The 13,299-nt window shown below is 71.3% G+C and carries 10 protein-coding genes and 1 pseudogene; 5 read left to right on the forward strand and 6 right to left on the reverse strand.

Annotation, left to right across the window (positions count from 1 at the left end):
• Positions 1 to 47: 47 nt before the first annotated feature.
• Entirely contained in the window at positions 48 to 176 is a 129-nt protein-coding gene (locus tag LGI35_RS46185) for a hypothetical protein (RefSeq protein ID WP_264484692.1), read from the reverse strand.
• 125 nt (positions 177 to 301) lie between these two features.
• Here LGI35_RS46185 and LGI35_RS33770 point away from each other — a divergent pair, with 125 nt between their 5' ends.
• The gene (locus LGI35_RS33770) at positions 302 to 1,639 is read left to right on the forward strand and encodes a diacylglycerol/lipid kinase family protein (RefSeq protein WP_385124365.1); all 1,338 of its coding nucleotides are present in this window, start codon (positions 302 to 304) and stop codon (positions 1,637 to 1,639) included.
• A 42-nt stretch (positions 1,640 to 1,681) separates the two neighbouring features.
• Here LGI35_RS33770 and LGI35_RS33775 read toward each other — a convergent pair.
• Positions 1,682 to 1,807 (reverse strand): annotated as a pseudogene (locus LGI35_RS33775) (TetR/AcrR family transcriptional regulator); the annotation flags it as partial.
• A gap of 125 nt (positions 1,808 to 1,932) precedes the next feature.
• Between LGI35_RS33775 and LGI35_RS33780 the strand changes: the two are divergent.
• Positions 1,933 to 2,949 (forward strand): hypothetical protein, encoded by a 1,017-nt coding sequence (locus LGI35_RS33780; protein ID WP_227298073.1) that lies wholly within the window; start codon positions 1,933 to 1,935, stop codon positions 2,947 to 2,949.
• Between the two features lie 478 nt (positions 2,950 to 3,427).
• Here LGI35_RS33780 and LGI35_RS33785 read toward each other — a convergent pair whose 3' ends face one another.
• The 3 genes from LGI35_RS33785 to LGI35_RS33795 all read right to left on the reverse strand — a co-directional run bounded on the left by LGI35_RS33785 (position 3,428) and on the right by LGI35_RS33795 (position 6,788).
• Entirely contained in the window at positions 3,428 to 4,591 is a 1,164-nt protein-coding gene (locus LGI35_RS33785) for a magnesium and cobalt transport protein CorA (RefSeq protein ID WP_227298074.1), read from the reverse strand.
• 342 nt (positions 4,592 to 4,933) lie between these two features.
• Positions 4,934 to 5,578 (reverse strand): LysE family translocator, encoded by a 645-nt coding sequence (locus LGI35_RS33790; RefSeq protein ID WP_227298075.1) that lies wholly within the window; start codon positions 5,576 to 5,578, stop codon positions 4,934 to 4,936.
• Positions 5,579 to 5,831: 253 nt separating this feature from the next.
• Complete coding sequence (locus tag LGI35_RS33795) at positions 5,832 to 6,788, reverse strand: helix-turn-helix transcriptional regulator (RefSeq protein WP_227298076.1); 957 nt, start codon at positions 6,786 to 6,788, stop codon at positions 5,832 to 5,834.
• Between the two features lie 109 nt (positions 6,789 to 6,897).
• Here LGI35_RS33795 and LGI35_RS33800 point away from each other — a divergent pair, with 109 nt between their 5' ends.
• Together LGI35_RS33800 and LGI35_RS33805 are read left to right on the forward strand one after the other, a co-directional pair.
• Positions 6,898 to 8,604 (forward strand): AMP-binding protein, encoded by a 1,707-nt coding sequence (locus LGI35_RS33800; RefSeq protein ID WP_227298077.1) that lies wholly within the window; start codon positions 6,898 to 6,900, stop codon positions 8,602 to 8,604.
• Positions 8,601 to 10,247 carry an AMP-binding protein gene (locus LGI35_RS33805; protein WP_227298078.1) on the forward strand — a complete coding sequence of 549 codons (1,647 nt, stop codon included), beginning with the start codon at positions 8,601 to 8,603 and terminating at the stop codon, positions 10,245 to 10,247. The genes LGI35_RS33800 and LGI35_RS33805 overlap by 4 nt, the downstream gene beginning before the upstream one ends.
• A 114-nt stretch (positions 10,248 to 10,361) precedes the next feature.
• Here LGI35_RS33805 and LGI35_RS33810 read toward each other — a convergent pair whose 3' ends face one another.
• Complete coding sequence (locus LGI35_RS33810; RefSeq protein ID WP_227298079.1) at positions 10,362 to 11,162, reverse strand: hypothetical protein; 801 nt, start codon at positions 11,160 to 11,162, stop codon at positions 10,362 to 10,364.
• A 312-nt stretch (positions 11,163 to 11,474) separates the two neighbouring features.
• Between LGI35_RS33810 and gcl the strand changes: the two genes are divergently transcribed.
• Positions 11,475 to 13,262, forward strand: a complete 1,788-nt coding sequence (gene gcl / locus LGI35_RS33815; RefSeq protein WP_227298080.1) for a glyoxylate carboligase — start codon at positions 11,475 to 11,477, stop codon at positions 13,260 to 13,262.
• Positions 13,263 to 13,299: the final 37 nt, after the last annotated feature.

The following is a 13,299-nucleotide window of genomic DNA, read 5'->3' on the forward strand; positions in this document are numbered from 1 at the left end:
GAAGGTGGGTAGTCGGCCACGGCATTTGTGCCGGCGCGCGGCCGAGGTCAGACAGGTGTGGTCACCGGAGCAGGGGCGGGCATCGGCGCCACCGTCGCGCAGCGCAGCGGCTCGCCGCCGAAGGACGCTTCCCCGGTCGTGGACGATCCAGAGCGCATCGATTCGTTCTGGCTCATCTCAGCGCGGTGCGCGCGGCCGCCTCACCGCCCGCTGGGATGCTGTTCGGTACGGAAGTGTGCAGGCCGGTGCCTCGGACTGGGCTCGCGGTCGGCAACGGCACGGAGAGGACACCATGGGCAGGATGCGTGCGAAGGGCCCCGAAGACAGTGGGGCGGCGCGGCTGCTGGCGCGTCTGGCCGTGCTCGCGGCGATCGGTTCGGTGGCCGTGCTCGCGCTGGCGCTGGGGGAGGGCGGGCTCGTCATCGTCGGGGCCGGACTCCTCGGGCTGGTCGCCTGCGCGGTGGGCGTCTGGTGGTTCGTGGCGCACCGCGGCGCGGTGCGGCTGCTCGGTGCGCTCCTCGCGGTCGTCGCACCCGTCGCCGTCCTGGTGCTCTTCGCGCACGACGGTCTGTGGCTGACGGCTCTGGGGCTGTGCCTGTGCTGGGGTGCGGCGGCGGCCTTCGCCCGGGCGGCGTTGCGCAGGTCGCGCCCCGAACGCCCGTGGCGGGCGATCGCCGTGCCCCCGCCGAACCGGCCGGTCCTGATCATGAATCCGAAGTCCGGGGGCGGCAAGGTCGGCCGCTTCGGGCTGGTCGAGCGCGCGGAGGAACTCGGCGCCGGGGTGATCCTGCTCGACCCGTCCGCCCCGGCCGACGTCGCCGCGCTGGCCCGGCAGGCCGTGACAGACGGCGCGGACCTGCTCGGCGTCGCGGGCGGCGACGGCACCCAGGCATTGGTCGCGGCGGTCGCGGCCGAGCACGACCTGCCGTTCCTCGTCGTCTCCGCCGGCACCCGTAACCACTTCGCCATGGACCTGGGCCTCGACCGCTCCGACCCGTCTCGCTGCCTCGACGCGCTGACCGACGGGGAGGAGCTCCGGGTCGATCTCGGCGACGTCGGGGGCCGGGCCTTCGTCAACACCGTGTCCTTCGGGGTGTACGCCGACGTCGTGCAACGGCCCGAGTACCGCGACGACAAGGCGGGCACGGCGCTGTCCCTCATGCCTGACCTGCTGCTCGGCGACGGAGTGAGACGACTCGACGCGCAGGTCGACGGCACCGTGCTCTCCGCCCAGCAGGCACTGCTGGTCAGCAACAACCCGTACGTCTCACCTGACGAACTCAGCGCCGGAGGCCGCCGGCCCAGGCTCGACGACGGCGAGCTGGGGGTGCTCGGGATCCGGGTGGAGGACGCGGCGCAGGCCGCCGACCTGGCCGTACGGGGGACGGGGTCCACTGGGCTGACCGTCATGACCGCGCAGCGGGTCGAGGTGACCGCGGGCACGGACGAGATCCCCGTCGCGGTGGACGGCGAGGCGCTGCAGATGCCCACCCCGGTCGTGTGCACGCTGCGCCGGGGCGCGCTGCGGGTCCGCGTACCACGCGATCGTCCGGGCGTCGTCGCACCCGCGCCGGCCATGAACTGGCGACTGATCATCGCTCTCGCGCTCGGCCGCACCGAGCGGACCGGACACCGCTGACGCCGAAAACGCGCTCCCTCAGGGACGCAGGAACATGAGGAGCAGTCCGGCCGCCTTCATCAGGTCCGCGACGCTCGCGCCCGTGCCCTGCTCGCGGAACAGCTGCGAGGCCCGCTCCACGACCCGCCGGCGGTTCGCCTGTGCCTGTGCGTGTGAGACGCGACCCATAGGACACCTCCTTTTGGATGTCGGACGACATCTATCGTACGATGTTGTTTAGATTGCATGCATAATCTATTGCGGGTGCCCCCGTCCCCTCATCCAAGGGCGCGCCCCTTCACGGGAGACATTTCATGGCCACTCGCCTCGGCCCGGCCACCGAAGCCGACCTGACCACCGCTCCCTCCTCGACCGCGCCGCCGGTCCGGCTCTGGCTCCAGCCGGCCGTGATCGCGCTGGTCGTCGTGGCGGCCTTCGTCGGCTGCTACGTCGGTCTGCAGCGCAACCCCCAGCCGCACCGAGTGCCGGTGGCTGTCGCCGGGCAGGAGCTTTCGGGCGAGATACGCCAGGGCCTTGGTGACAGCGTCGACGTCCATCCTGTCGCCGACGCCGCCACGGGGCGCGCTGAGCTGGAGCGCCGCGATGTCGTGGCCGCGCTCAGCGGCGGCGCGGACTCCGACCGGTTGCGCCTGGAGGTCGGCGGGGCCAACGGACAGTCGACGACGTCGGCCGTCAAGAGCCTGATCGGCGCCTATGCCCACGGGTCGAGCCGGCGCCTGACCACGGTGGACGTCGTCCCGTTCGCCCGTTTCGACTCCCGTGGACTGGCTGGGTTCTACATGGCGTTCGGCGTCACGCTGGCCGGCTTCGTCCTCGCCCAGAACGCCCTCGGGCTCGCGAACCATCTGCGCCTGCGCCACCGGTTCTGGCTGCTGTCCGGCGCCTCTGTGGCCATCGGCATCGTCGCCACCGTCATAGCCGGACCCATCCTCGGGGCGGTTCCCGCGCCGGTGATGCCGCTGGCCTTCGGCCTGACCCTGCTTGCCGCGGCAGCCGCGTTCACCACCAAGCTGCTGGGCACCTACCTCGGCCCGGTCGGCGTGCCGGTCGCCACCCTTTTGCTGCTCACGGTCGGCAACTCCACGAGCGGAGCCACCATCGGCCCGGACCTCCTGCCCTCCGCCGCTCGCGCCGTCTCCGCCCTGCTGCCGCCGGGCGCGGCCGTCCGCGCCGTGACCGACCTGAGCTACTTCCACGGCGCGCAGGCGGTGCAACCACTGGCCACCCTCGCACTGTGGGCATTGATCGCCGCGGTTCTGGTGAGCCTGCGCCCCCGCCTGAGGCGGCGGCGCACTGGGGTGGCCACCTGACCCGCGGTCGCGGTGAAGGCCGGGTCACGGACGACCCGCAGGGTCCTTCTCGCACGCCGAAGGGCCGGCCCGGGAGAAACCCCTCCTGAGCGGGGCCGCCTCGTTGTGCCCCCGGCAGGATTCGAACCTGTGACACCCGCTTCAGGGGCGAGGTTGGGCGACCCTGCGGCTGGCCTGTGAAAGGAGCACGGGGCGGACGTGGGGCACGCGGCCCGCTGACGCCTGCTGTTGTCCGTGAGTCCCCGCTCGTTCTGGCACGGTTGTGGCACGGGGGGCATCTGATCCGTAGCCCTGTCTGGAGGGGTCGGTGAGGTTCATATCGGCAGCGCCGCGGCTCTACGAGGACGCTGTCGGGCTCGCTGCGCGGCCTGGGCTGCCACTCGACTCTCCCCAGATTCTCCCCAGGGCGCGGCACCGCTCCGTTCCCGGAATATGTGAGAGCGACAGTGGGAGTGACCTGATGCGCGGCCACCACCCCTCAGAGCCAGTCCCGCCGCTTGAAGATGAAGTACAGGCTCACGCACACCACCGCCATGAGCAGGATCGCGAACGGGTAGCCGTACCCCCAGCCCAGCTCGGGCATGTTCTCGAAGTTCATGCCGTAGATCGTGCCGACCAGGGTCGGGGCGAAGAGGATGGCCGCCCAGGACGAGATCTTCTTGATCTCCTCGTTCTGCTCGAAGCCGGCCTCAGCCAGTGCCCGCATCTCCGCGTTCTGCTGCTGGGTCACCTGCGTCGCGTTCACCGTCAGGATGTCCGCGAGGGCCTGGCGGAAGCCGTCGACCCGTTCGCTGGTGTGCGTGACGTGGTCGGCCACGTCCCGCAGGTAGCGCTGGAGTTCCTCGTCCGTGCCGTACTTGGCGAAGCCCGCCATCAGGCCGTGCAGCATGCCGACCAGGGGGCGGGTCGCGCGCTGGAACTCGACCATCTCGCGCGAGAGTTCGTAGATGCGCCGGGACACCTCGGGCGCGCCGGTGAACACCTCCGTCTCGATCTCGTCGATGTCGGTCTGGACGCCGGCGACGACGGGGGCGTAGCCGTCCACGACCGCGTCGAGGATCGCGTAGAGCACCGCCTCGGGGCCGAGTTTCAGCAGCTCGGGGGAGTCCTCCATGCGGCGGCGCACGCCGGACAGGTCGGGCGCCGCGCCGTGGCGGACCGTGATGACGAAGTCCGCTCCGACGAACACGTGCAGCTCCCCGAACTCGACCTCCTCCGGCGCGTCCAGGTAGCGGGCGGCGCGCAGGACGACGAACAGCGTGTCCCCGTACCGCTCCAGCTTCGGCCGCTGATGTGCCTCCAGCGCGTCCTCGACCGCGAGCGGGTGCAGGTCGAACTCGGCTGCCAGGGAGACGAGTTCGGACTCGGTCGGTCGGGCCAGGCCGATCCATGCCATGCCGTCCGGCTGCTCGCGCAGTTCGCGGAACGTCTCGGCGAGCGTCGTGGGCGACGACACTCGCACCCCGTCCCGGTACAGCGCCGCCTGCACCACGCTGGCCGTCTCCGACGCCGGGTTGGTGGGTGTGGCGGGTGGGGGCGGGGTGGTGTGGGGCTCGGGAGGGTTCACCGGCGGCTGTCCGGCGGTGCGGCGCCACATGTACTTCTTCGGTTCCGCTCCGGGGCGGGCTCGCCGCTCTGCCATGTCTCCGCCTTGCGTGTCGAAACGGCTGTCACTTCGGCCACTGTGCAGGATATATGGCCCAAATACGGCCGGTGCGGGGTGATCGTCGGGGGAGGACGGGTACGAAGACGGGCCCATCCCCGGGCCCATCCCCTGTCGGCGGGCCAGTGGCTTGAGGCCAGAGGTTGTCCGCAATTCCCGCTAGCGTGCTGAGCATGACCACGAAGCGGAGCGCGGCCCCGTCGGGGGGACGAGGCCGAGACCACCGCGCGCACGCTGGGGGGCATGGGCGCGTGCGACATCCGATTCGGGACCGTACGGCCCGAGTAGTGGCACCCGAAGCGCTGGGCCGACCGTCGGGGATCAGTCCGCGCGGCCCGTCGCCGCGACCGTCACGCCCAGGCCGATCATCGCGAAGCCTCCCGTGCCGCCGATCAGTGACAGGCGCCGGTCGGAGCGGGCGAACCACGTACGCGCGGCGGACGCCGTCAGGCCCCACAGTGTGTCCGTGACCAGGCCGATCGAGATCGGCAGCAGCCCCAACAGGAGCATCTGCACGGGCACTTGACCGGCAGAGTGGTCCACGAACTGCGGCAGGACCGCCGCGAAGAAGACGATGCCCTTGGGGTTCGTGACCCCGACGAGCGCGCCGTCCGCCACCGTTCGCAGATCGCCGCGCGGCGGGCCCTGCGGCCCTCGGATGTCCCCGGCCCGCATCGTCTTGCGGTGCCGGAAAGCCTGCACGCCGAGGAAGACCAGATACGCGGCTCCCGCCAGTTTCACCGCCATGAACACCGCTGCCGAGCGCTCCACGAGGGAACCGATCCCGAGCGCCACGGCCACCACGAGCACGTACGAACCGATGACATTGCCGAACGCCGTCGCGACCGCCGTCCGCCGGCCGTGCGCGAGCGCCCGCCCGATCACGAACAGCACGCTCGGCCCAGGGATCACGATCACGAGGAGCGACATCGCCGCGAAGGCGAGATACCGGTCGGTGGACACCATGGTTCCCAGCATGTCCCGCACCCCCCTTTCCCGTCCATGGAGCCCGTCCGGAGAGCCCGTTCATGAAGCCGGTCCATGGAGCCCGTGCACGGGCCCCGTGCACGGGGCCCGTCCACGGGACACTTGAGGGCAGTGTTCCCGGCTCTCCCGAGGCCATCGCCCTGAAGCAAGTTGCTCGTGAGGCGCACCCAGGACGCGAGAGGGCGGGGTCGCCCAAGGACATCGACCAAGGTGGCAGCCCCCGCGGCGTCGGCTAAGGCAGCAGCCCCGCCCTCCGCGCCGCCACCACCGCCTCCAGGCGCGTGCGCGCGCCCAGTTTCCGCATCGCCGAGCGCAGATAGCCCTTGACCGTCTCGGGCCGGAGGCCGAGCCGCTCGGCCGTGACCGCGTTGGTCGCGCCCGTGGCCACGCACGCGAGGACGTCCACCTCGCGTGGCGTGAGGCCCACGTCGCGTACCCGTGGCGGAGCCGTCGCCGAGGCCAGCCGCCCGCACACCGCGAGCAGTTCCTCGCGCAGCGCCGGATCCACCACGCGAGGCGCGAGCGCCCGCAGCGCGCCGTGCGCCTCCCGCACCTCCTCCCACGCCGCCGAACCGACCTCGGCGCCGGCCCCCGATCCGGCCCCCGCCCCACCCGCGCCGGCAACCGACCCGGCCACCCCACGAGCCACTCCGCGAGCGGCCGCCTCACCGGCCACCGAGCCGGCGGCCCCCGCTCCCGTCACCGCCGCCAGCAGCGCCCGCGCCTGGTCCCGTACGACCAGCGCCTGTTCCACGTCGCGCGCGGCCGCGACCGCCTCGCCGAGCGTGCGGTCGCCCAGTGGCTGGGCGGTGCGCAGGGCACCGTAGAGGACGCCCCGGACCCGGCGGCGTACGACGACGGGGACCGCGAGGACCGAGAGCAGGCCCTCGGCCGCGACCGCCGCGTCGTACTCGTGGCTGATGTGCCGCGACACCGGGTAGTCCGTGACGGCGCACGGCCGGGACAGGGCGAGAGCCTTGCCGCCCAGGCCGTTGCCGGTCGCGATGGCGAGGCCGCGGAGGGCGCCCGTCACCGCGCCGCTCAGCTCGCCGATGCGCACCGAGCCGGTGCCGCCCGTCACGGGGCCGCCCGTCATGAGTCCGCCGAACGCGACGGGCAGTCCCGTGCCCCGCCGCAGCCGCACCAGAGCGGCACGTATCTCCACCGCGTCGGCTCCGTCTGCGCTCACTCGCCGTGTCCCTCCAGAGAGCGGGTCGTACACCACCCCCGTCCGGGGGTGGTGAGATCTGCGTCACGGATTACACGATGGCATGCACGGTCCGCAATGAGGAGGACACATGACGACGGCGACCAGCGGTACGGATCCGAGCCCGACCGAGCAGTTCCGCGCGGCGAGGGACTTCCTGCTGCGGAACGCGGACGACTACACCACCGCGTACGCGGGCTTCGCCTGGCCGCGCCCCGAGCGGTTCAACTGGGCCCTCGACTGGTTCGACGCCATCGCCGACGGCAACGGGAACACGGCCTTGCACATCGTCGAGGAGGACGGCCGTGAGGGCCGCTTCACCTTCGACGAGCTGCGCCGCCGCTCGAACCGCGTCGCGAACTGGCTGCGCGGCCAGGGCGTTCACGCGGGCGACCGGGTCCTGCTGATGCTGGGCAACCAGGTGGAGCTGTGGGAGATCATGCTCGCCGCGATGAAGCTGCGGGCCGTCGTCATCCCCGCGACGCCGCTGCTCGGCCCCGCCGACCTGCGCGACCGCGTCGACCGCGGCCGGGCCCGGCACGTCATCGTGCGACCCGAGGACGTCGAGAAGTTCACCGAGGTCCCCGGCGACTTCACCCGAACCGTGGTCGGCGCGAGCGGCGCGGGCGCCACGAACGGCTGGCTTTCGTACGAGGACGCCGACGACGCCTCCGAGACGTTCGAGCCCGACGGCGTCACCTTCGCCGAGGACCCGCTCCTCCTGTACTTCACCTCGGGTACGACCGCGCGGCCCAAGCTCGTCGAGCACACCCATGTGTCGTATCCCGTGGGGCACTTGGCGACCATGTTCTGGATCGGTCTGCGTCCCGGCGACGTCCATCTCAACATCTCGTCGCCCGGCTGGGCCAAGCACGCCTGGTCGAACTTCTTCGCGCCGTGGAACGCGGAGGCGACCGTCTTCCTCTACAACTACACGCGCTTCGACGCGGGCCGGCTCATGGAGGTCATGGAGCGCGCGGGCGTCACGTCCTTCTGTGCCCCGCCCACGGTGTGGCGCATGCTCATCCAGGCCGACCTGACGCAGCTCGCGACGCCGCCGCGCGCGGTCGTCGCCGCGGGGGAGCCGCTGAACCCCGAGGTCATCGAGCAGGTGCGGCGGACCTGGGGCGTCACCATCCGGGACGGGTTCGGGCAGACGGAGACGGCCGTGCAGGTCTCCAACAGCCCTGGTCAGGAGCTGAAGACCGGCTCGATGGGGCGCCCCAGCCCCGGCTACAAGGTGGAGCTGCTCGACCCGGTCACCGGCGAACCCGGCGTGCAGGAGGGCGAGATCAGCCTCGACCTGTCCGAACGTCCCGTCGGCCTCATGGTCGGGTATCACGGAGACCCCGAGCGCTCGGCCGAGGCGATGGCGGGCGGCTACTACCGCACCGGCGACATCGGCTCGCGTGACGCCGACGGCTATCTCACGTACGTCGGCCGGTCGGACGACGTGTTCAAGGCCTCCGACTACAAGATCAGCCCGTTCGAGCTGGAGAGCGCGCTCCTGGAGCACGAGGCGGTCGCCGAGGCGGCGGTCGTGCCCGCCCCCGACGAGCTGCGGCTCGCCGTCCCCAAGGCGTACGTCGTCCTCGCCGAGGGGTACGAACCCGGGCCCGACACGGCGAAGCTGCTGTTCGAGCACTCGCGGGACGTCCTCGCACCGTACAAGCGCGTCCGGCGCCTGGAGTTCGCCGAGCTGCCCAAGACGGTCTCCGGCAAGATCCGGCGGATCGAGCTGCGCGAGCGCACGGCGCAGGGTTCCACGGCCGAGTACCGCGAGGAGGACTTCCGATGACGAGCGAACCTCTCACGACACCCCAGCCCCCGCCCCTCTCGTACACGCACGGGACGGACCCGGCGCCGCTCCTCGGCGACACGATCGGCCGCAACCTCGACCGGGCCGTGGCCGCCCACCCCGATCGTGACGCACTGGTCGACGTGCCGTCAGGACGGCGCTGGACCTACGCCCAGTTCGGCGCGGACGTGGACGAGTTGGCGCGTGGGCTGCTCGCCAGAGGCGTGCTCAAGGGTGACCGGATCGGGATCTGGGCGGTCAACTGCCCCGAGTGGGTCCTCGTGCAGTACGCGACCGCGCGCATCGGCGCGGTCATGGTGAACATCAACCCTGCCTACCGCGCCCACGAGCTGGAGTTCGTGCTCAAGCAGGCGGGCGTCTCGATCCTCGTCGCCTCGACCGAACACAAGGGCAGCGACTACCGGGCCCTTGTCCGGCTGGTGCGGGAGCGGTGCCCCGAGCTGCGCGAGACGGTCTTCATCGGCGACCACGGATGGGACGCCCTGACGGCGGGCGCGGCAGCGGTCACGGTCGAGCAACTCGACGCCAGACAGGCCGAGCTGAGCTGTGACGACCCGATCAACATCCAGTACACCTCGGGCACGACCGGCTTCCCGAAGGGCGCCACGCTCTCCCACCACAACATCCTGAACAACGGCTTCTGGGTGGGCGAGACGGTCGGCTACACCGAGCAGGACCGGGTCTGTCTGCCCGTGCCCTTCTACCACTGCTTCGGCATGGTGATGGGAAACCTCGGCGCCACGTCGCACGGCGCCTGCATCGTCATCCCCGCCCCGTCCTTCGACCCCGTCGCCACACTCCACGCGGTCGAGCGCGAACGGTGCACGTCGCTGTACGGCGTCCCGACCATGTTCATCGCCGAGCTGAACCTCGCCGACTTCGCGACGTACGACCTGTCGACGCTGCGGACCGGCATCATGGCGGGCTCGCCGTGCCCCGTCGAGGTCATGAAGCGGGTCGTCGCCGAGATGCACATGGCGGAGGTGTCCATCTGCTACGGCATGACCGAGACCTCGCCCGTCTCCACGCAGACGCGCCGCGACGACGACCTGGAGCGCCGCACCGGCACGGTCGGCCGCGTCCTGCCGCACATCGAGGTCAAGGTCGTCGACCCGGTCAGCGGCGTGACGCTGCCGCGCGGCGAGCCGGGGGAGCTGTGCACGCGCGGTTACAGCGTGATGCTCGGCTACTGGGACGAGCCGGAGAAGACGGCCGAGGTCATCGACCCGGGTCGGTGGATGCACACCGGTGACCTGGCGGTTCTGCGCGAGGACGGCTACGTCCAGATCGTCGGCCGCATCAAGGACATGATCATCAGGGGCGGCGAGAACGTCTACCCGCGCGAGATCGAGGAGTTCCTCTACGCCCACCCGAAGATCGCGGACGTCCAGGTCGTGGGCGTGCCCGACGAGCGGTACGGGGAGGAGGTCCTGGCCTGCGTCATCCTCCGCGACCCCGGGGACATGCTCACGCTGGAGGAACTGCGCGCGTACTGCCGCGACCGGCTGGCCCACTACAAGACCCCGAGCCGGCTGCGCGTCCTGGACGCGTTCCCGATGACGGTGAGCGGCAAGGTCCGCAAGATCGAACTGCGGGAGGGGTACGGCGGCGACGCCGGCTGAGGCGTACGGATGTCTGCGGGGCCTCACCCGGGCGCGTTCAGCGCGGGTGGGGCCCCGCCCCCGTGCGCGTACCCGGCCCCCCTTGTCCGTCCCGGAGACGGGACCCGGCAGGGCCTACGCCCCGGCAGCTATGAGTTCGTCCGCCGGATTGTTGACCGGCTGGGGCACCCCCGCCAGGTCGAGGACGAAGAGCGGGACGTCGAGTTCGTCGGCGCGGGTGCGGGCGTCCTCGTCGTAGCCCGCGAGTGAGAAGTAGACGCAGACCGCCGACTCCGTCATGCCGGTCAGCCACAGGCATTCCACGTCCCGCAGGGTGGCGGGGCGTACCGACGGCTCGACCTGGGCGACGACTCCGCGGGCCGCGAGGCCGATGCCGGACGAGGGGCGCTGATCGGCGCGGCGGACGTCCCGGTAGCCGAGCCAGCGCAGATAGAGGGCGACAGCGGTCACGGCGTCGCGCGCCGTGCGGATCGCCACCGGCTGGAACGCGGGGCGCGGGACGGGAGCCGTGGGCGGCAGCGGAATGTGGGCGGGCCCCGGCCGCGCCGCATCGGCCGGATGCGGACCGTCCGCCGTGGGGGGATGCGCGGGCCCCGGCCACGTCGCGCCGCCCACCGCGTCGGTGTCCGGCGACGCGTCATGGCTCGGCGCCGGATCGCCCTCGACCGGGATCCGCAGCACCGTGCCGCACGCGCAGCCGAGCTCCGGGCGTGGCCACCTGTCCCGGCGCCCGCAGGCAGAGCACCGCACGGTCACCCAGTCGTCGAGCCAGGTGCGGTGCGTGACCGGCTCCGCGGGCGCTCCGCGCCGCAGCGGCGCCACGACGGGCGCGCCGCACGAGCACGGATAGACCGGTGGCGCATACACCTGTTCACGCCAGCAGGCGGGGCACCGCACCGGCACGTTCTGAGCCATGACCCACTCCCGGCATCCGCCCGGGGCTCCGCACCCGGGCTCACGCGATGGCTTGCCGCCCTCGGCGCCCATAGTCCTCCAAACTCCCCGGCCGCGGCAGGCAGTCGGGCGAGATCCCTCCGGATCCCGTCGGCGAAAGGCCGTCCCTTGACGGTCGGGGGGCCGCCGCCTACATTGCTTCCATATAGCAGAACCTAGTTTCCGCAATGTGGAAATTAGAAGCTGAAGACAGATACGAAGACGACACGGACTCACAGCTCGCCGCGGGGCGCGACGGGAGCGCGAATCCGACAGCCGAAGCAGGAGAACTCAATGGCTCGTATGACCGCTGCCAGCGCGGCAGTTGAGATCCTCAAGCGCGAAGGCGTCACGAACGCGTTCGGCGTGCCGGGTGCCGCCATCAACCCCTTCTACAAGTCCCTCAAGGAGGTCGGCGGCATCAGCCACACGCTGGCCCGCCACGTCGAGGGCGCCTCGCACATGGCCGAGGGCTACACCCGTACGAACCCGGGCAACATCGGGGTCTGCGTCGGTACGTCCGGCCCGGCTGGCACCGACATGATCACCGGTCTCTACTCGGCCACCGGTGACTCCATCCCGATCCTGTGCATCACGGGCCAGGCGCCCAGCCACCTCCTGCACAAGGAGGACTTCCAGGCCGTCGACATCGCCTCGATCGCCAAGCCCGTCACCAAGATGGCCGTCACGGTCCTCGAAGCGGCCCAGGTCCCCGGCGTCTTCCAGCAGGCGTTCCACCTGATGCGCTCCGGCCGCCCCGGCCCGGTCCTCATCGACCTGCCGATCGACGTCCAGCAGACCGAGATCGACTTCGACCCGGAGACGTACGAGCCGCTGCCCGTCTACAAGCCGGCCGCGACCCGCGCCCAGATCGAGAAGGCGATCTCCTTCCTCCTGGAGTCCGAGCGCCCGCTGATCGTCGCCGGCGGCGGCATCATCAACGCGGACGCCTCCGACCTCCTGGTCGAGTTCGCCGAGATCACCAACACGCCGGTCGTCCCGACCCTCATGGGCTGGGGCACCATCCCGGACGACCACGACCTGAACGCGGGCATGGTCGGCCAGCAGACCGGCCACCGCTACGGCAACGCCACGTTCCTGGAGTCGGACTTCGTCCTCGGCATCGGCAACCGCTGGGCCAACCGTCACACCGGCTACAAGCTGGACGTGTACCGCGAGGGCCGCAAGTTCGTCCACGTCGACATCGAGCCGACCCAGATCGGCAAGATCTTCGCCCCGGACTACGGGATCGCCTCCGACGCCAAGGCCGCGCTCGAACTGTTCGTCGAGGTCGCGCGCGAGCTCAAGGCCGCGGGCAAGCTCCCCGACCGCTCCGCGTGGGTCGCCTCCCACCTGGAGCGCAAGGGCACGCTGCACCGCCGCACGCACTTCGACAACGTGCCGATGAAGCCCCAGCGCGTCTACGAGGAGATGAACAAGGCGTTCGGGCCCGACACCCGCTACGTCACCACCATCGGCCTCTCCCAGATCGCCGGCGCGCAGATGCTGCACGTCTACAAGCCGCGCCACTGGATCAACTGCGGCCAGGCCGGCCCGCTCGGCTGGACCATCCCGGCCGCGCTCGGTGTCGCCACCGCCGACCCGGACACCCAGGTCGTCGCGCTCTCCGGCGACTACGACTTCCAGTTCATGATCGAGGAGCTGGCGGTCGGTGCGCAGCACCGCATCCCGTACGTCCACGTCCTGGTCAACAACGCCTACCTGGGCCTGATCCGCCAGGCGCAGATCGGTCTCGACATCAACTTCCAGGTCAACCTGGAGTTCGAGAACCAGAACAGCCCCGAGCTCGGCGTCTACGGCGTCGACCACGTCAAGGTCGCCGAGGGCCTCGGCTGCAAGGCGATCCGCGTCACCGAGCCCGACCAGCTCCTGCCGGCCTTCGAGGAGGCCAAGAAGCTCGCCGCGCAGTACCGCGTGCCGGTCGTCGTCGAGGCGATCCTGGAGCGCATCACGAACATCTCGATGAGCCCGACGGCCGACATCAGCGCCGTCAAGGAGTTCGAGGAGCTCGCCACCGAGCCCGGCCACGCGCCGACCGCGATCCGGCCGCTGACGGCCTGATCGGGCGCCTGCCGGTCCGACCGGGGGCGGTCCACCC

The sequence above is a fragment of the Streptomyces longhuiensis genome, from assembly GCF_020616555.1.
GTDB classification, from domain to species: domain Bacteria; phylum Actinomycetota; class Actinomycetes; order Streptomycetales; family Streptomycetaceae; genus Streptomyces; species Streptomyces longhuiensis.

Excerpts from the sequence above, each read along its gene's own strand:
- LGI35_RS46185 (WP_264484692.1), bottom strand. The coding sequence starts at position 176 with ATGAGCCAGAACGAATCGATGCGCTCTGGATCGTCCACGACCGGGGAA.
- LGI35_RS33770 (WP_385124365.1), top strand. The coding sequence starts at position 302 with ATGCGTGCGAAGGGCCCCGAAGACAGTGGGGCGGCGCGGCTGCTGGCG.
- LGI35_RS33780 (WP_227298073.1), top strand. The coding sequence starts at position 1,933 with ATGGCCACTCGCCTCGGCCCGGCCACCGAAGCCGACCTGACCACCGCT.
- LGI35_RS33785 (WP_227298074.1), bottom strand. The coding sequence starts at position 4,591 with ATGGCAGAGCGGCGAGCCCGCCCCGGAGCGGAACCGAAGAAGTACATG.
- LGI35_RS33790 (WP_227298075.1), bottom strand. The coding sequence starts at position 5,578 with ATGGTGTCCACCGACCGGTATCTCGCCTTCGCGGCGATGTCGCTCCTC.
- LGI35_RS33800 (WP_227298077.1), top strand. The coding sequence starts at position 6,898 with ATGACGACGGCGACCAGCGGTACGGATCCGAGCCCGACCGAGCAGTTC.
- LGI35_RS33805 (WP_227298078.1), top strand. The coding sequence starts at position 8,601 with ATGACGAGCGAACCTCTCACGACACCCCAGCCCCCGCCCCTCTCGTAC.
- LGI35_RS33810 (WP_227298079.1), bottom strand. The coding sequence starts at position 11,162 with ATGGCTCAGAACGTGCCGGTGCGGTGCCCCGCCTGCTGGCGTGAACAG.
- gcl (WP_227298080.1), top strand. The coding sequence starts at position 11,475 with ATGGCTCGTATGACCGCTGCCAGCGCGGCAGTTGAGATCCTCAAGCGC.